General features: G+C 69.5%; 16 protein-coding genes and 1 pseudogene. 14 read left to right on the forward strand and 3 right to left on the reverse strand.

The window, feature by feature from the left end:
- The coding region (locus tag TN53_RS39005) for a helix-turn-helix domain-containing protein (protein WP_159038247.1) at window positions 1–232 on the reverse strand (232 nt) is incomplete at its 3' end.
- Between the two features lie 218 nt (window positions 233–450).
- Between TN53_RS39005 and TN53_RS39010 the strand changes: the two genes are divergently transcribed.
- On the forward strand, window positions 451–1641 hold the full coding sequence (locus TN53_RS39010; protein ID WP_046263589.1) for an aminotransferase class V-fold PLP-dependent enzyme: 1191 nt from the start codon (window positions 451–453) through the stop codon (window positions 1639–1641).
- Between the two features lie 91 nt (window positions 1642–1732).
- Here TN53_RS39010 and TN53_RS39015 read toward each other — a convergent pair whose 3' ends face one another.
- Window positions 1733–2224: an IclR family transcriptional regulator gene (locus TN53_RS39015; RefSeq protein ID WP_234441804.1), complete on the reverse strand. Its 492-nt coding sequence runs from the start codon at window positions 2222–2224 to the stop codon at window positions 1733–1735.
- On the reverse strand, window positions 2130–2711 hold the full coding sequence (locus TN53_RS49405) for a helix-turn-helix domain-containing protein (RefSeq protein WP_324609648.1): 582 nt from the start codon (window positions 2709–2711) through the stop codon (window positions 2130–2132). Before TN53_RS49405 ends, TN53_RS39015 begins: the two co-directional genes overlap by 95 nt.
- Before the next feature lie 30 nt (window positions 2712–2741).
- Here TN53_RS49405 and solA point away from each other — a divergent pair, with 30 nt between their 5' ends.
- From solA to aspA, 13 genes and pseudogenes are all read left to right on the forward strand, one after another.
- On the forward strand, window positions 2742–3884 hold the full coding sequence (gene solA / locus TN53_RS39020; RefSeq protein ID WP_095046969.1) for an N-methyl-L-tryptophan oxidase: 1143 nt from the start codon (window positions 2742–2744) through the stop codon (window positions 3882–3884).
- Window positions 3885–3889: 5 nt separating this feature from the next.
- Window positions 3890–4879, forward strand: a complete 990-nt coding sequence (locus TN53_RS39025; protein WP_046263590.1) for a succinylglutamate desuccinylase/aspartoacylase domain-containing protein — start codon at window positions 3890–3892, stop codon at window positions 4877–4879.
- Window positions 4880–5006: 127 nt separating this feature from the next.
- Complete coding sequence (locus TN53_RS39030; RefSeq protein ID WP_420719159.1) at window positions 5007–6080, forward strand: extracellular solute-binding protein; 1074 nt, start codon at window positions 5007–5009, stop codon at window positions 6078–6080.
- The gene (locus TN53_RS39035; RefSeq protein WP_046263592.1) at window positions 6073–7218 is read left to right on the forward strand and encodes an ABC transporter ATP-binding protein; all 1146 of its coding nucleotides are present in this window, start codon (window positions 6073–6075) and stop codon (window positions 7216–7218) included. The genes TN53_RS39030 and TN53_RS39035 overlap by 8 nt, the downstream gene beginning before the upstream one ends.
- 5 nt (window positions 7219–7223) lie before the next feature.
- Window positions 7224–8147: an ABC transporter permease gene (locus tag TN53_RS39040; protein ID WP_046263593.1), complete on the forward strand. Its 924-nt coding sequence runs from the start codon at window positions 7224–7226 to the stop codon at window positions 8145–8147.
- Window positions 8144–9013, forward strand: coding sequence for an ABC transporter permease (locus TN53_RS39045; protein WP_046263594.1), 870 nt, complete (start codon window positions 8144–8146; stop codon window positions 9011–9013). Before TN53_RS39040 ends, TN53_RS39045 begins: the two co-directional genes overlap by 4 nt.
- Entirely contained in the window at window positions 9010–10407 is a 1398-nt protein-coding gene (locus TN53_RS39050; RefSeq protein ID WP_046263595.1) for an aminotransferase class III-fold pyridoxal phosphate-dependent enzyme, read from the forward strand. The genes TN53_RS39045 and TN53_RS39050 overlap by 4 nt, the downstream gene beginning before the upstream one ends.
- Before the next feature lie 26 nt (window positions 10408–10433).
- A complete protein-coding gene (locus TN53_RS39055; protein ID WP_046263596.1) occupies window positions 10434–11387 on the forward strand; it encodes a succinylglutamate desuccinylase/aspartoacylase family protein in 954 nt (317 codons plus the stop codon).
- Window positions 11384–12838, forward strand: a complete 1455-nt coding sequence (locus TN53_RS39060) for an aldehyde dehydrogenase family protein (RefSeq protein ID WP_046263597.1) — start codon at window positions 11384–11386, stop codon at window positions 12836–12838. Before TN53_RS39055 ends, TN53_RS39060 begins: the two co-directional genes overlap by 4 nt.
- Window positions 12835–13773: an aldo/keto reductase gene (locus tag TN53_RS39065; protein WP_046263598.1), complete on the forward strand. Its 939-nt coding sequence runs from the start codon at window positions 12835–12837 to the stop codon at window positions 13771–13773. The genes TN53_RS39060 and TN53_RS39065 overlap by 4 nt, the downstream gene beginning before the upstream one ends.
- Window positions 13774–13817: 44 nt before the next feature.
- Window positions 13818–14483 carry a haloacid dehalogenase type II gene (locus TN53_RS39070; protein ID WP_046263602.1) on the forward strand — a complete coding sequence of 222 codons (666 nt, stop codon included), beginning with the start codon at window positions 13818–13820 and terminating at the stop codon, window positions 14481–14483.
- Window positions 14484–14533: 50 nt separating this feature from the next.
- Complete coding sequence (locus TN53_RS39075) at window positions 14534–15826, forward strand: NAD(P)/FAD-dependent oxidoreductase (protein WP_046263599.1); 1293 nt, start codon at window positions 14534–14536, stop codon at window positions 15824–15826.
- Window positions 15827–16193: 367 nt separating this feature from the next.
- Window positions 16194–16388: pseudogene (aspA, locus tag TN53_RS39080) on the forward strand (aspartate ammonia-lyase); the annotation flags it as partial.

The following is a 16388-nucleotide window of genomic DNA, read 5'->3' on the forward strand; positions in this document are numbered from 1 at the left end:
GGCTGGATCCCTGGAGGGCGGCGGGGCGTACGGCGAGGACGCGTGCGCCGATCTCCCAGCGGGTGGTGTCCTTGCGGTTGGCGCGCAGCCAGCCGGCTTGGGCCAGGGTGACCAGGGTGCGCTGCACGGTCGACTTGGGCAGCCCGAACAGCTTGGTGAGTTCCCCCACGGTCACCGGTTGATGTTGGGCGACCGCCTCCAGCATGCGCAACGACCTGGTCACGCTCTTCATTTCCATCTGGCTTCCCCCCGTTGGTCCTCGAAATTTTCGGACGACACCCTCTTGACTCCCTCCCGGGTGGCTGTCAGTCTCGTGCCAGATTTCAGCATAGCATGCCACTATGTGGCATAACGAGGGTCGCGCCCTGACCGCGCCGTCTCGCGCATCGCGCGGGGCTGCGGCTTCCACGGCGGCCCTGTCACAATGTTCAAGGCCATGGAGGTGCCCTCGTGGGCAGCACTGATACCGCTGGTGACGACTTCTGGGAACGCGTCCGTGCGACCTACCCGGAGCAGCGGCCGTTGCTGAACCTGAACAACGCGGCCGTGAGCCCGCCGCCGTTGGCCGTGGAGCAGGCGACGATCGACGCCTACCGGCTGGTCAGCAGGAATCCCGACGTCAATATGTGGCAGAAGCTCGATCCCGCGCTCCCCGACGTCAAGGCACAGTTGGCGCAGCTGATCGACTGCGAGCCGGACGAGATCGCGCTCAACCGCAATTCCACCGAAGGACTGTGCACGGCGATCTTCGGGATTCCGATGTCGGCGGGCGACCAGGTGGTGGTGTCGGCGTGGGACTACCCGAGCGTGCTCGCCGCCTGGCGGCAGAGGCAGGAACGCGAGGGGATCGAGGTGGTGACGGCCGACTTCGATCTGATGGACAGCGACGACGACGTCGTGGCGGCGTACACCGCAGTCCTCACCCCACATACGCGGGTGCTGCAGCTGACCCACATGTACCACTGGACGGGGCGGGTCGTGCCGGCCGTGCGGCTGTGCCGCCTGGCCAGGGAGAACGGCACCCTCACGGTCGTCGACGGTGCTCAGATCTTCGCGCAGCAGCCGGTCAGCTTCCGCGAGATCGGCTGCGACTACTACGTGACCAGCCTGCACAAATGGATGGGCGCGCCGGTGGGCAACGGCATGCTCGTGGTCAGGCAGGACCGGATCGACGACACCTGGCCCCTGCTTGCCCCCTTCGACCCGCCGCCGCTGCGCGTCGACAAGTTCGACCACTGGAACCTCGGCACCTACAACTCGGCCCTTCAAGCGGGGATCGCGCCGGCCGCCCGGCTGCACCGGGAGATCGGCGTCCAGAGGATTCATCAGCGGCTGCAGGAGTTGACCCGCTACTGGGTGGATCTCGCCCGGGACATCCCCGGATTCCGGCTGCATACGCCGCTGGACACCGAGAACCTGGGCGCCGTCACCCTGTTCTCGATCGACCACCTCGACAACAGGGCCGTGGAGCGGGAGCTGAGAGAGGCCCACCAGGTCCATACGAAATACCGCGAGGTACGGCATCTGCGGGGGCTCCGCGTGTCACCGCACATCTACATGCGCAAGGACGAGCTCGACCGCTTCGTCGCGGCGCTCTCAGAGGTGGTCCAGAAGGAGTACTCGGCGCGCGGGCTCCGCTGACCTCCGGGTCGACTGATGGTTCGCCGCCCGGCGGGTCGCTCCGCCTGCGCGGCTGCCCGGCCGCGTGCCGGGGCCAGGCAGCCGTCCCTTCTCAGCCGCCCAGGCGGCGCGCCGCGATTTCCGTCGCCGTGTCAGCGACGAGACGGCCCCACTTGGGCAACCGGTCCGGCTCGTACCGGGAAGCGGGCATCGAAACGGCCACCGCCGCGAGCGGCGTGCCGTCCGTGTCCAGGATGGCCGCGGCCACCCCGCACACGTCCGGCCGGTACTGGTTGAGATTCACCGAGTAACCGTCCCCCCGCACACGGTCCAGCTCCGCCCGCAGTCCGGCGGCATCGGTCGGCGTGGAGTCGTTGAAGCGCTCCAGTCCACGCGCGACGAGTTCCTCGACGTCCGCCCTCGGCAGGTGCGCGAGGATCGCCCGCCCGGTGGCGGTGGCATGCAGCGGCGAGGTGTCGCCGATGTTGATGAACGTCCGTACCGCCTGGTCACAGTCCACACGGTCGACCACCACCATGCACTGCAACGCGTCCGGTACGGAGAGGTGGATGGTCTCGTTGACCGTGTCGCGGAGGCGGACCATGGGGTCGCGTGCGGCGGCGTAGAGGCTGGATCCCTGGAGGGCGGCGGGGCGTACGGCGAGGACGCGTGCGCCGATCTCCCAAGCGGGTGGTGTCCTTGCGGTTGGCGCGCAGCCAGCCGGCTTCGGCCAGGGTGACCAGGGTGCGCTGCACGGTCGACTTGGGCAGCCCGAAGATCTTGGTCAGTTCGCCGACGGTCACAGGCTGGTGCTGCGCGACCGCTTCCAGGACGCGCAGAGACCTGATCACGCTCTTCATTTCCATCCGGTTTCCCCCTGTTAATCCTCGAAATATCTGGTCGACACCCTCTTGACTCCCTCGGGAGCGGCTGACATTCTCGTGCCAGATCCTAGCACATCGTTCCACAATGTGGCACGGGCTAGCAGGGGCAATGACGAAGTCCCCTTCCCCGGACAGTGCAGACGTGGTCATCGACCCGGCGCCGCGGTCCATCCGGAACCCAAGAGTCCGAAACCGGGCGTTCAGCATCCACGCCCCGGGAGACGAAAGGAACCCCTTGTGTCTGCCAAGAAGCGCGTCGCCGTCGTAGGCGTCGGAACGATGGGCAGCCAGGCCGCCTGGCGACTGGCCGCCCGCGGAGCCGAGGTCGTCGGGTACGACCGCTTCGCCCCGGGCCACGACCGCAGCGCCGCCGGCGGCGAGACTCGGATCTTCCGCAGCGCGCACTTCGAGGACTCGCGGTACGTCCCGCTGCTCCAGCACGCCGACGCCCTGTGGGAGCAGCTCCAGCAGGACACCGGCCGTGAGCTGCGGCGCCTGACCGGATGCTTGCTGATGGGGCCGACCGAGCACCACCAGATGGCCACCGTCCTGCAGTCCATCGCCGAGCACGGGCTCGACCACGAGGTGCTCGACGTCGAGGCGCTCGCCAAGCGCTTCCCGCAGTTCCGCATCGAGGACGGCGACGCGGCCGTACTCGACCGCCGCGCCGGCTTCATCCGCCCAGAGCTGACGATCCAGACCGCCGCCCGGCGCGCGGAGGAACTCGGGGCCCGCATCCACCGCTACACCACGGTCCGCGAGATCGTGCCCAGCGGCAACGGAGTGGAGGTCCGCACCGACGACGGCAGCGAGCGCTTCGACGCGGCCGTCGTCAGCCCCGGCCCGTGGGTGAACGACCTGCTCCCGGACCTGCCGTGGGAAGTGGACATCCGCCGGCTGATCAGCGCCTGGTACGTGCCCACCACGGACTCCTGGTTCGGGGAGGAGCGCCCGGCCTTCATCCGCACGGCGCCCACCCACTGCTACGGCCTGCCCTCCCCGGACGGCATCTCCGTCAAGCTCGGCCTGTCCCGCGCCCTGCACCGCCCGGCCGGCGACCCCAATCAGCTGGACCGGACCGTGCAGCCGGAGGAGCTGGAGATCTTCACCGAGCTCATCGGCCGGTACATGCCGGATCTGAACCCCGACCCGACCCGGCTCTCCGTCTACATGGAGGGCTACACCGAGAGCAGCCGTCCGCTGGTCGGACCGCTGCCCGGCGGGCAGGGGAATGAGCATATTGTCCTTCTTGCCGGGTTCTCCGGTCACGGTTTCAAGCTCTCGCCCGCCTTCGGCGACATCGCGGCCGACCTTGCGCTCGACGGCGCCTCACCGCAGCCCATCGACTTCATCTCGACCCTCGAGCGGACGGAAGCGTAACGACGATGACCACGAACACGCCCCTCCTCGTCGGCACGCTCCGCGCCGAGCCCGGCAGCAAGACCCGCGGCACCCTGCCCGTAGACCTCGGCACGCTCACCGTCGACGTCCCGCTCACCCTCGTCAACGGCACCAACCCCGGGCCCCGCGTCCTCGTCACCGCCGGTGTGCATGGCGGCGAGTTCAGCGGCATCGACGCGGCCACCCGGCTCGCCGCCCTGCTGGAGCCCGGCGAGGTGCACGGCCAGGTCGTCATCTGCCCCGTCGCCAACCCCCCGGCCGTCTACGAGGGACGCCTCGGCGTCTCCCCGGTCGACGGTGTCAACATCAACCGCGTCTTCCCGGGCGACCCGGAGGGCGGCCCCACCGAACGTCTCGCGGCGTGGCTGTTCGCCAACCTGGTGGACGGCGCCGACGCCTACGTCGACCTGCACTCCGGCGGCATCGACGAGGTCCTGAAGAACTTCGTCGGCTACCGCCTCACCGGGGACCCGGAACTGGACGCGAAGACCGCGGACATGGCCGGCGCCCTCGGCATCGAGGACGTCATCTTCGGACTGAACGCCGACGGCGGCAACAGTCACGCGGCCGCCGCCCGCCAGGGCGTCCCGGCGATCCTTGTGGAGACCGGCCAGCTCGGCGAACGCGACGCGGACACCGCCCGTCGTCTCGTCGACGGTCTGTACGGGGTACTGGGCCGGCTCGGCGTCCTGGAGACCAAGCCCCAGGACGACCCGGCCGTCCGCGCCTGGATCTGGGCCGCCGGCGTCGTCTCCGAGGCGACGGGCCTGTGGTACCCGGAGTTCGGCGTCGGCGACGACGTGACGGAGGGCCGGCTCCTCGGCCGGGTCATCGACCCGGCCGACGGCACCGAGCACAAGGTCCACGCCCCGGCCGCCGGGCGGATCTTCTACGGCATGCGCGGCCTGACCGTCGCCCCCGGCGCCGAACTGGCCGCCATCGCCGCCCCCGCGCCGCGGGATCCCGGCCGCTGAACCATCACCCCAAAGCCCCCCGCACCGGCAAGAACCGCACCGCACCCCCCGCGTACATCCCCTCCTTTCTCCCCTCGTACCGCACCCTCAGGAGTCCCCGGTGAAAGATGTTCGGATAGACCGCAGAGTGTTCCTTCGCGGAGTCGGCGGCGTCGCCGCAGGCATCGCCGCCACATCCCTTACCGCCTGCGGCACCGGCACCAGCCGATCCGTCGGCAGCGGCGGCAAGAGCTCCAAGACGCTCGTCGTCCGCGACAGCGGCGGCACCTACGGCGAGGCCAACCAGAAGGCGATCTACGAGCCGTTCACCAAGGAGACCGGCATCCAGGTCAAGGTGGTCAACATCGCCTACGCGCAGATGCTCGCCCAGATCAAGCAGGGGCGCCCGCAGTTCGACGTGATCGACGACTCGATGGCCGACTACATCCTCTTCAAGAAGGAGGACGCCACCGAGGCACTCGACTTCGACCGGCTGAAGAACTTCAAGAACGCCGGCATCGCCAAGTCCCTCGTGACCTCCAACGCGGTCGGCAAGAACTACTGGGCCAGCGTGATGGCGTACCGAACAGACGCATTTGGGGGGAAGAAACCTTCCTCCTGGGCCGACTTCTGGGACACCGGGTCGTTCAAGGGCAACCGTGCCCTCCAGGCGCTCGACGCCGATTACCCCGAGCTGGAGTTCGCCCTCCTCGCCGACGGCGTGGCGCCGGACCAGCTCTACCCGCTCGACGTGGACCGGGCCTTCAGGGTCCTCGACGAGATCAAGGGCTCCGTCCGGAAGTTCTGGGACACCGGCGCGCTGCCCGGCGTGCTGCTGGGACGCAAGGAGGTCGTCGCCTCCAGCGTGTGGCACGGCCGCCTCGACGCGCTGATCAAGGGCGGCGCCCCGCTCGCCTACCAGTGGAACGGCGCCCGCCGACAGAGCAACGCGTGGGGCATCCCCAAGGGCGCCTCCAACCTCGACGCCGCCTACCGGCTCATCGACTTCTCGCTGCGGCCCGAGGTGCAGGCGGCATACGCCGAGATCTATCCCATGGCCCCGTCGGTGCCGGCCGCCTACAAGAAGCTCTCCACCACCACCGCCGCCAACCTGGCCAGCTCACCCGAGCACCTGGAGTCCGGCTTCGACCTGGACGTCGAGTGGTGGATCAAGAACCAGGACGCCGTGTCCAAGCGCTGGCAGGAGTGGACGCATGCCTGACATCGACCTGATGCCCTCACGTACCACGCCGACGCCGGCGACCGGTACCGGAAAGCCCTTGTCAGTGAAGGCACTGCGCAAGACCTACAGCGGCGTCACCGCCGTCGACGAGGTCTCCATGGAGATCGCCGCCGGCGAGTTCGTCACCTTCCTGGGTTCCTCCGGCTCCGGCAAGACCACCACCCTGATGATGATCGCCGGGTTCTGCGAGCCCGACTCCGGCAGCATCGTCGTCGGCGGCCGGGACGTGACCCGCCTGGCCCCGCAGAAGCGCGGCCTGGGCTTCGTCTTCCAGCAGTACCTGCTCTTCCCGCACATGACGGTGTGGGAGAACGTCGCCTTCCCGCTGCAACTGCGCGACATCCCGAAGGCGGAGCTGCGCCGCCGGGTCGGCGAGACCCTGGAGATCGCCGGACTGTCGGCCATGGCGCGCAGGCGACCGCGCGAACTGTCCGGCGGTCAGCAGCAGCGCGTCGCCCTGTGCCGGGCACTGGTCTACCGGCCCCCGGTGATCCTCATGGACGAACCGCTCGGCGCCCTCGACAAGAAGCTGCGCGACCAGCTCCAGACCGAGATCAAGCGCATCCAGCAGGAACTCGGCCTGACCGTCATCTACGTCACGCACGACCAGGAGGAGGCCCTTGTCCTCTCCGACCGCATCGCGGTCATGCGGGACGGGCTGATCGACCAGTTCGACACCCCGCAGGAGCTCTTCGAGCGCCCCCGCACCCCGTTCGTCGCCGACTTCCTCGGCGCCGCCAACTTCCTCCCGGGCCGCCTGGAGGAGCAGTCGGCGGAACGCACCCTCGTGCGGCTGGACACCGGCGGTCTGATCACGGCCCGCCCGCAGGCCGCCCCGGACGGCGCACGGGTACGGGCCGCGGTCCAACCGGGCCGGCTCGCACTGTGTCCGCCGGGCGACGGGTTCTGTACGGGGACCGTCGAGACGGTCACCTACGTCGGCACTCTCGTCCGTGTCACCGTCCGCCCCGTCGGCGGCGCGGCCACCGAACTCGTACGCCTGGAGCTGCCCGCCGGACGCGCTCCCGCACTCGGCGAAAACGTCGGCCTGACCGCGGACCCCGCCAACGTCAGTGTCTTCCCCGACGTGCTCCCCGACCCGGAAAGCGGGGGATGACAACCATGGCCGTGCTGGCTCCCGCACCGAGCTCCATCGCCCCTGTGCCCCACAAGAAGCGACGCACCCGCGTTTCGCTGTCCGACCGGCGCACCCGCTTCGGACTGCTCAACGCCACCCCCGTCGTCGTCTACCTCCTGATCCTCTTCGTCTATCCGATCTTCAGCACCCTGATGCTGAGCCTCAAGGGCGACAACGGCGCCTTCACCCTGCACTGGTACGCCGACGCATTCGCCGGCGCCAACCTGGAGATCCTGCTCACCACCCTGCGGATCTCGGCCGAGACCTCCCTGCTCGCCCTGGTCGTCGGCTTCACGCTGGCCTCCGCGATCTCCCGGCTCAAGCCACTGTGGGCCGGCCTGGCGATGATCGTCGTGGTCGTGCCGCACTTCATCAGCGCGCTGGTGCGCACCTACGGCTGGATCATCCTGCTCGGTGACAACGGCGTCGTGAACAACACCCTGACGGACCTTCACTTCCCGGGCGCGCCCTTCGAGTTGCTCTACAACGAGATCGGCGTCGTCATCGGCACCACCGCCGTGATGCTCCCCTACACGGTCCTGCTGCTCTACGCCGTGATGAAGGGCATCGACCGCCGGCTGCTCGCCGCGGCGGCCAGCATGGGCGCCGGCCGGATCACCATCTTCCGTCGCGTCTACGTCCCCCTGGTGGCCCCCGGCCTGGTCAACGCGGGCGTCCTGTCCTTCATCCTGTGCCTCGGCTACTACCTCACCCCCGCCCTGATGGGCGGCGAGAAGCAGACGATGGTCGCCTCGCTCATCGACGAGCAGGTCATGAAGCAGAACCAGTGGAACGGCGCCTCCGCACTCGGCATCATCCTGCTGCTCCTCACCTTCGCCGGACTACTGCTGCTCAGGCTGCTGAAGTCGGCCGGCGATGCCCTTCGGAACCGGGGTACGGCGTCATGATCGAGCTCCGCTCCACCCTGGCCGGCCGCATCACCCTGGCCGTGCTGGCGACCCTGATCCTGGTGTTCCTGGCCCTGCCGATCATCGTCATCGTCGTCACTTCCTTCGGCAAGGACGCCTTCGGCAACTTCCCGCCGGCCGCCTGGACGTTCGGCTGGTACAAGCAGCTCTTCGTCGAGGGCAGCAAGTGGCCGGCCGCGCTCTCCCTGAGCGCACTGATCGCCGCCATGACCACGGTCTTCTCGCTCATCCTCGGCATGACCGCGGCCACCGCGCTGGTCCGCAGCGAACTGCCGCTGCGCACGGCGGTCTACGGTCTGGTCCTCGCTCCACTGGTGATCCCCCAAGTGGTCATCGCTCTCGGCCTGTTCCTGCTCTTCGAGCCGGCCTCGATGCTCGGCAGCCCGGTCGCCATCGCCCTCGGTCACACCGTGCTCGCCTCACCGATCGCGGTGATGATCCTCATGGCCACGCTCAAGGGCATCGACGAACGGCTGGAGGACGCGGCCGCCAGCATGGGCGCCGGCCGGCTGACCGTCTGGCGCAGGATCACCCTGCCGTTGGCCATGCCCGGAATGGTCGCCGCCGGCATCTTCGCCTTCATCACCAGCTTCGACGAGTTCTTCATCTCGCAGTTCCTGTCCTCCGTGGACACCGTGACCCTGCCGGTCCAGGTGTTCAACGTCCTCCAGTACAACGTCGACCCGTCGGTGACGGCCGTCAGCGCGATCCTCATCGCGGTCGCCGTCGTGGCTCTCGGCCTGGTCGGCGTGGTGCGCAAGCTCAGCGGCTTGGGCAAACAGGGCGGCCTGCTGCCCACGGAGCCCGCTGTAGGCCTTGCCGCCGGAAGTGAGACCGCATCATGAGCACGAGCACCCGCACCCGCACCCCGGCCGGTGAACTGTCCGCCACGGCGGCCAGACACCTGCTGCTGAACATGACCCCCAACGGCTCGCTGGGCCCCGAGGGAGAGAACCTCTTCGTCGTCCGGCGCGGCGAAGGGCCGTACGTGGTCGACGCCGACGGCAGGCGCTACATCGACGGCCTCTCCGGCCTGTACTGCTGCCAACTCGGCTACTCCTACGGTCCCGAGTTCGCCGAGGCGGCGGACAAGCAGCTGCGCGAGCTGTGCTTCAGCCCGCTGTGGTCCTCCTCCGCGCACCCGACGGCCATCGAGCTCGCCGAACGCCTGTCCCTGATAGCCCCCGTCGACATCGAGCACACCTTCTTCTCCGGCGGCGGCGCCGAAGCAGTCGAGACCGCCTGGAAGATGGCCCGCCGCTACCACTCCCTGCGCGGCGAACCGGGCCGGGTCAAGGCGATCGCCCGGCGCGGCGCCTACCACGGCCTGACCGTCGGCGCCCTCTCCCTCACCGACGACCCCGGCCTGACGGATCCGTACGGGCCGCCGGCCATCGACACCCGGTTCGTGTCCAACACCAACCGCTTCGGCCTGGCCCCCGGGTTCACCGACGACAGGGCGTACACCGCGCACCTGCTCGCCGAGCTGGAGGCCGAGATCCTGGCCGAGGGCCCGCAGACCATCGCCATGCTGATCGCCGAACCGGTGCAGAACCGGGGCGGGTGCATCACACCTCCGGTGGGCTACTGGGAGGGACTGAGGGCGCTCGCCGACCGGTTCGGCTTCCTGCTGGTCGCCGACGAGGTGATCACCGCCTTCGGACGGCTGGGGGAGTGGTTCGGCGGAGACCGCTACGGCGCCCGTCCGGACATGGTCACCGTCGCCAAGGGCATCACCGCCGGATACGCCCCCATGGGGGCGACCCTGGTCAGCGGTCGCGTGGTCGAGGTCATCAACCGGCCCGGTGCGGTCCTCAACCACGGCTACACCTTCGCCGGCCACCCGCTCAGCGCGGCAATCGCGCTGCGCAGCCTGGAGATCATGGAACGGGACCGGATCCTGGACAACGTCCGAGGGCTCCAGGACCACCTCGCGGGACGGATGGCGTCCCTCGCCGACCTGCCCATCGTCGGCGACGTCCGCGGCGCCGGATTCTTCTACGCCTGCGAACTCGTCGGAGATCTCGAAGGTGGCGGCTTCAGCGACCGCGCCCGGCAGGACCTGGTCGTCGACCTGATCCCGCGTCGCCTGCGCGAGGCCGGTCTCCTGGCCCGCGTCTACAACCGGTCGGCGCCGCTGGTCCAGATCGCGCCGCCGCTGATCAGCGACCGCCCACTCCTCGACCGGATCGCCGACATCCTCGCCGACACCCTCGTCGAGGCGTCCGCCCGCCTGTGACCCCACCCGTTTTCGAAAGGAACGACATGTACTCCATCGGTCCGCTGACCGTTTCCCCCGGCGAACGCGCCGAGGGCCTCATCCCGGTCGGCACCAGCAGCTACGGCGTCGAGCTGGGCATCCCGCTCATCGTCGTCAACGGCGCCCAGGACGGTCCCGTGCTGTGCGTGGACGCGGGTGTGCACGGCGACGAGTACGACGGCCAGGAGGCCATCCGCCGCGTCCTCGCCGACATCGACCCGGCCACCCTGCGCGGCACCCTCGTCGGCATCCCCTGCATGAACACCCCCGCCTTCGAGGCAGCCGCCCGCACCAGCGGCCTTGACTACCTGAACCTCAACCGGATCTTCCCGGGTGACGCGGACGGCTCGTACTCCCTGCGGCTGGCCGCCACCTTCGTCGAGCAGGTCGTCCCCGCCATCGACGCGCTCGTCGACCTGCACACCGGCGGCACCTTCGGCGAGATCGCCCCGCTCGTCATCCTCCAGGGCGGCTACGAGGAGCTCGCCACGGACCTGGCCCTCGCGGCCGGTCACGAGCTGGTCTGGAAGGGCGGCAAGTGGGGCGGCACCGTCCGCCACCCCACCCTCGCGGCGGGCAAGCCCGCCATCACCATCGAGGCCGGTGGCGGCACCTACCGGGAGTCGAACGTCGAGCTGCACGTCGACTCGATCCACAACATCATGCGGCAGCTGAAGATGATCGACGGCGAGGCGAAGCTGCGCGACAGCTACACCGCCACCTCCGGCACCTTCGCCCGTTCCGCGTCCGGCGGCTTCTTCCTCGGACACGCCGAGCCGGGGGAGACCTGCAAGGAGGGCGACCTGATCGCCCACATCGTCGACCACTACGGCAACACACTGGAAGAGGTGATCGCCCCGCAGGACGGCATCGTGCTGTGGGTGCGCCGGATCCGGACCGTCCGTCCGGGCGACGAGGTCGTCATCTTCGGCGAGGTGCTGGGGGAGATCCGGCCATGAGCGGCGACACCCAGTTGCTCCTCGTCGACGGCAAGCAGGTGTCCGCCGCCGACGGCCGCACCTTCACCGTCCTCGACCCGTCCGACGGCACGGCCATCACCACGGTGGCGCTGGCCGGCCGCGCGGACGTGGACCAGGCCGTGGCCGCGGCCAGGGCAGCGTTCACGGCGCCCGAATGGGCCCGGATGCGGGCAGCCGACCGTGGCCGGCTCCTGTACCGGATCGCCGAGGCCATTCGCTACCAGGGCGAACGGCTGGCGCGGCTGGAGAGCCAGGACACCGGCAAGCCGCTCAGCCAGGCGAAGGCCGACGTCGAGGCCGCCGCCCGCTACTTCGAGTTCTACGCGGGCTTCGCCGACAAGCTCGGCGGTTCCACGATCCCGCTGGGCCCGGGGCTGCTCGACTACACCGTGCGGGAGCCGATCGGTGTCTCCGGCCAGATCATCCCGTTCAACTACCCGCTGCAGAACACCGCGAGAGGCTCGGCCCCGGCGCTGGCCGCGGGCTGCACGGTGGTGCTCAAGCCCTCTCCCGAGGCGCCGCTGACCCCGCTGGAGATCGGCAGGATCGCTCTGGAGTGCGGGCTTCCGCCGGGTGTCCTCAACGTCGTCCCCGGCGACGGCGAGACGGGAGCGGCCCTCGCCGGACACCCGGGCATCGACCAGGTCACCTTCACCGGCTCGGTTCCTACCGGCATCAAGGTCGCGCAGGCCGCGGCCGCCAACGTGGTGCCGTCGGTCACCGAGCTGGGCGGCAAGTCGCCGTTCGTCGTCTTCGCCGACGCCGACTTCGACCTGGCCCTGAAGGCGATCCTGGGCGCCTCGTTCAGCAACGCGGGACAGATGTGCTCGGCCGGGACGCGCCTGCTTCTTCAGCGTGGCGCGGATGAGTTCCTGGACCGGCTGGTGGAGAAGATCGCCACCCTGCGCGTCGGCCCCGGCCTGTCCGACCCGGACATCGGCCCGCTGGTCGCGGCCCGGCAGCGCGACCGGGTGCTGGGCTATCTCGACCTGGCCCGGCAGGAGGGCGCCACAGTGCGCGTCGGTGGCGGCGCGCCGTCCGACCCCGCCCTGGCCGACGGCTACTACATCGAACCGACCGTCCTCACCGGCCTGACCAACCAGGCCCGTTGCGCCCGCGAGGAGATTTTCGGACCCGTCGTCACCGTCATCGACTTCGACGACGCCGACCAGGCCCTGGACATCGCCAACGACAGCCCGTACGGCCTCTCCTCCTACGTTTGGACCCGCGACATCGACAAGGCGATGCGCCTCGCGGAGGGCATCCGCGCCGGCCAGGTCTCCGTCAACGCCACCGGCGTCGGCACCGGCGTCGAGCTGCCCTTCGGCGGCTACAAGCACAGCGGCTGGGGCCGGGAGAAGGGCCTCCAAGCCCTCGACAGCTACACGCAGACCAAGAACGTCTGCATCGGCTTCGGGAGCCGGTCATGAGGTATCGCACGCTCGGAGAACGCGGGCCGGCCGTCTCCGTGGTGGGCCTCGGCGGCAACAACTTCGGCTCCCGTCTCGACGAGGACGGGACGAAGGCCGTCGTCCACGCGGCGCTGGACGCCGGGATCACCTTGTTCGACACGGCCGACATGTACGGCGGGTTCGGCGAGGCCGGAGGCGCGCGCGGTGACGGCGAACGGCTGCTCGGCGCCGCACTCAAGGGCCACCGCGACGACGTCGTTCTGGCCACGAAGTTCGGCATGGAGATGGGCTCGGACGCCGACCGGTACGGCCGACGCGGTACTCGCCCCTACATCCGCCACGCCGTGGAGAGCTCGCTGCGCCGCCTCGGCACCGACCGCCTCGACCTGTACCAGTACCACGAGCCGGACGGCGTCACTCCGCTCGACGAGACGATCGCAGCCCTGCGCGAACTCGTCGACGAGGGCAAGATCGGGTACATAGGCTGCTCCGCCCTCCCGGCCGAGGATCTGAGCGATGCCTTCGTGAGCACCCAGGCCCGCTATCACCTGCTCGACCGCAGGGTGGAGCAGGACCTGATACCGGCCTGCCTGCGTCACGGCCTCGGTCTCCTGCCGTACTACCCGCTGGCCAACGGGCTGCTCAGTGGCAAGTACCGGCGTGGCGAGCAGCCCCCGCCCGGCAGCCGCCTGTCCTGGCGGCAGGGCTGGCTCACCGACGCCGCCCTGGACCGGGTCGAGGCGCTCACCGCGTACGGCGCCGACCGCGGCCTGACCCTCCTCCAGGTCGCCGTGGGCGGACTGGCTGCCCTGCCCGCCGTCGGCTCGGTGATCTGCGGCGCCATGAACGCCGGACAGGTCACCGCCAACGCGGCGGCGGCCGACTGGATCCCCGAACTGGCCGACCTGGCCGCACTCGACGCGATCGTCACCCCCGGCGAGCGGATCGTCTGACCCTCCCCCTCCCCTGTAAGAACCGGAAACCGAGGTTGAACACCATGCGAGAGATCGTCACCTTCGACGCCTACGGCACCCTGGTCGACTTCCAGCTCGGCCCCACCACCCTCAAGGTCCTCTCCGACCGGCTGGACCTGGACAACCTGGACGTCGACGAGTTCCTCGACGACTTCCGCGTCATGCGCTTCCAGGCCGTCCTGGAGGCCTACCGCCCCTACCACGAGATCCTGCACTCCAGCCTGCAGATGGCGATGCGCCTGCACGGCCTGGAGTACCGCACATCCGACGGTGACGCCCTCGTCGAGGCCGTCCCCACGTTCGGTCCCTTCCCGGAGGTCCCGGACGCCCTGCGCGCGCTGAAGACCAAGTACGAGATCGCCATCATCACCAACAGCGATGACAACCTGATCGCGCGCAACGTCGAGAACATCGGCGTCGAGTTCGATTACGTCGTCACGGCCGAGCAGGCAGGGGCGTACAAGCCGGACCGGCAGACCTTCGAGCACGCCTTCAAGACGATGGGTGTCGAGCCGTCCCAGGTCATCCATACCGCGCAGGGCTGGGAGTACGACCACATCCCGACCCGTGACCTCGGCCTGAAGCGCCGTGTGTGGATCAACCGCTTCGGCCGCCCCGGCAGCGCCGACTACCAGCCCTACGACGAGCTGACCGACCTGTCGGGCCTGCCGAAGCTGCTCGGCTGCTGACAACACGGCCACACGGCGACACAGGACAGAGAACACAGAGGACGCACGCCATGAAGCAGATCCCTTACTGGCTCGACACCGCCCCCGCCCTGCCCGACCGGTCCGGAAAGGACCTGCCCGACGAGGCGGACGTGGTGGTCATCGGCGGCGGCCTCACCGGCCTGTCCACCGCCTACCACACCGCCCGCAAGGGTGCCCGGACTGTCCTCGTCGAGAAGGACAAGGTCGGTTCGGGCGCCTCAGGGCGCAACGGCAGCATGTGCACCCAGGGCCTCACCATCGGTGTCGGCGAGGCCCGCAAGCGCTACGGCCAGGAGCGCGCCCGCGAGCTGTACGACGCCTTCCGCGAGGCCGTCGACGTCGTCGAGGAACTCACCCACACGGAGAAGATCGACTGCGACTTCAACCGCTCCGGACGCCTCGGGGTCGCCTTCAAGCCCCAGCACTTCGAGTCGATGAAGGCCACCCAGCGCGACCTGGCCGACAACTTCGACCACGAGACCCAGCTCCTGACCCGCGGCGAGCTGAAGGCGGAACTGGGCTCGGACTACTACCACGGCGCCCTGCTCGACCCGCTCAGCGCCGCCCTGCACGTCGGCAAGTACGTCCACGGCCTGGCCGAGGCCGCCGAACGCGCCGGCGCGGAGATCCACGAACGCAACGCCGCCACCGGCCTCACCCGCCTGCCCGACGGCGGCTTCCTCGTGGAGACCCTGCACGGCACGATCCGCGCCAAGCAGGTCATGGCCGCGACCGACGCCTACACCGACAAGGCGCTGCCCTGGTTCCGCAAGCGGTTGATCAACGTCGGCAGCTTCATCATCGTCACCGAACCGCTGGGGGAGGGGCGCGCCCGCGAACTGATCCCCAACGCCCGCCTGGTGGTCGACTCCAAGAACATCGGCCACTACCTCCGGCTCACCCCCGACAACCGACTCGCCTTCGGCGGCCGGGCCCGATTTGCGCCGTCCAACCCGGCCTCCGACGTCAAAAGCGGGGACGTCCTCAAGCGGGAGATGACGGAGATCTTCCCGCAGTTGGCCGACGTTCGGATCGACTACGTCTGGGGCGGGATGGTCGGCTTCTCCTGGGACCGTCTCCCGCATGCGGGTGAGGCCGATGGGGCCAAGGGCCTGTACTACTCCATGGGTTACTGCGGCCATGGCGTCCAGATGGCCACCTACATGGGCCGCGCCGTCGCCGAGATGATGGACGGCAAGCCGGAGGCCAACCCCCTGCGCGGCCTCGGCTTCCCCAAGGTCCCCGTCCCCTTCTACAACGGCACCCCCTGGTTCCTCCCGTTCGGCGGCGCCTACTACAAGGCCAAGGACAAGCTGCGCTGAGTCGACGGGGCGGTGGTACTGCGGGGCCTACGGGGAAGGGGTGGCGGTAAGCCCCCGCAGTTCCGGGCTCGGGTACCCCCTGAGACTCATTCGCTGTGGTGACCCGGTGACCGCGGCGCGCCGCTGTTCCCCGTCTCCTGCAACGGCCTCGCCGCGTCAGCAACATCGAGGGCGCGGCGGGCCGTGCGGCGTCGGCTGACCAAGGACGGCTTCACGGGCGTCCACATATCCATTGCTACTGCCGCCGACGAACTCGTTGACTGCGGGGCGGCCGCGCGCTCGATCTGCTCTCGCGGTTCCACCGGCAACTGACCTCATGTACACCCTCGTCCGAGAACGTCCGCTCCAAGAGAAGGTCCGCACCGCCATGACCGCCGCAGTCACCCGCAGCGAACACGACCTGCTCGGCGACCGGGACGTCCCCGCCGACGTCTACTGGGGTGTGCACACCCTCCGCGCCACCGAGAACTTCGCCATCACCGGCACTCCCATCTCCGCCTACCCCCACCTCCTTGACGCCCTCGCCGCCGTCAAGGAGGCCGCCGCGCTCGCCAATGAGGAA

The sequence above is a fragment of the Streptomyces sp. WM6386 genome (assembly GCF_000972385.1).
In the GTDB taxonomy this organism is placed as follows: Bacteria; Actinomycetota; Actinomycetes; order Streptomycetales; family Streptomycetaceae; genus Streptomyces.

What these genes read in the sequence shown, in the direction of transcription:
- TN53_RS39050 (WP_046263595.1), top strand. Translation starts at nt 9,010, where the DNA reads ATGAGCACGAGCACCCGCACCCGCACCCCGGCCGGTGAACTGTCCGCC.
- TN53_RS39040 (WP_046263593.1), top strand. Translation starts at nt 7,224, where the DNA reads ATGGCCGTGCTGGCTCCCGCACCGAGCTCCATCGCCCCTGTGCCCCAC.
- TN53_RS39070 (WP_046263602.1), top strand. Translation starts at nt 13,818, where the DNA reads ATGCGAGAGATCGTCACCTTCGACGCCTACGGCACCCTGGTCGACTTC.
- TN53_RS39060 (WP_046263597.1), top strand. Translation starts at nt 11,384, where the DNA reads ATGAGCGGCGACACCCAGTTGCTCCTCGTCGACGGCAAGCAGGTGTCC.
- TN53_RS39015 (WP_234441804.1), bottom strand. Translation starts at nt 2,224, where the DNA reads ATGGTCCGCCTCCGCGACACGGTCAACGAGACCATCCACCTCTCCGTA.
- TN53_RS49405 (WP_324609648.1), bottom strand. Translation starts at nt 2,711, where the DNA reads ATGCTGAACGCCCGGTTTCGGACTCTTGGGTTCCGGATGGACCGCGGC.
- TN53_RS39035 (WP_046263592.1), top strand. Translation starts at nt 6,073, where the DNA reads ATGCCTGACATCGACCTGATGCCCTCACGTACCACGCCGACGCCGGCG.
- TN53_RS39055 (WP_046263596.1), top strand. Translation starts at nt 10,434, where the DNA reads ATGTACTCCATCGGTCCGCTGACCGTTTCCCCCGGCGAACGCGCCGAG.
- TN53_RS39065 (WP_046263598.1), top strand. Translation starts at nt 12,835, where the DNA reads ATGAGGTATCGCACGCTCGGAGAACGCGGGCCGGCCGTCTCCGTGGTG.
- TN53_RS39045 (WP_046263594.1), top strand. Translation starts at nt 8,144, where the DNA reads ATGATCGAGCTCCGCTCCACCCTGGCCGGCCGCATCACCCTGGCCGTG.
- TN53_RS39025 (WP_046263590.1), top strand. Translation starts at nt 3,890, where the DNA reads ATGACCACGAACACGCCCCTCCTCGTCGGCACGCTCCGCGCCGAGCCC.
- TN53_RS39075 (WP_046263599.1), top strand. Translation starts at nt 14,534, where the DNA reads ATGAAGCAGATCCCTTACTGGCTCGACACCGCCCCCGCCCTGCCCGAC.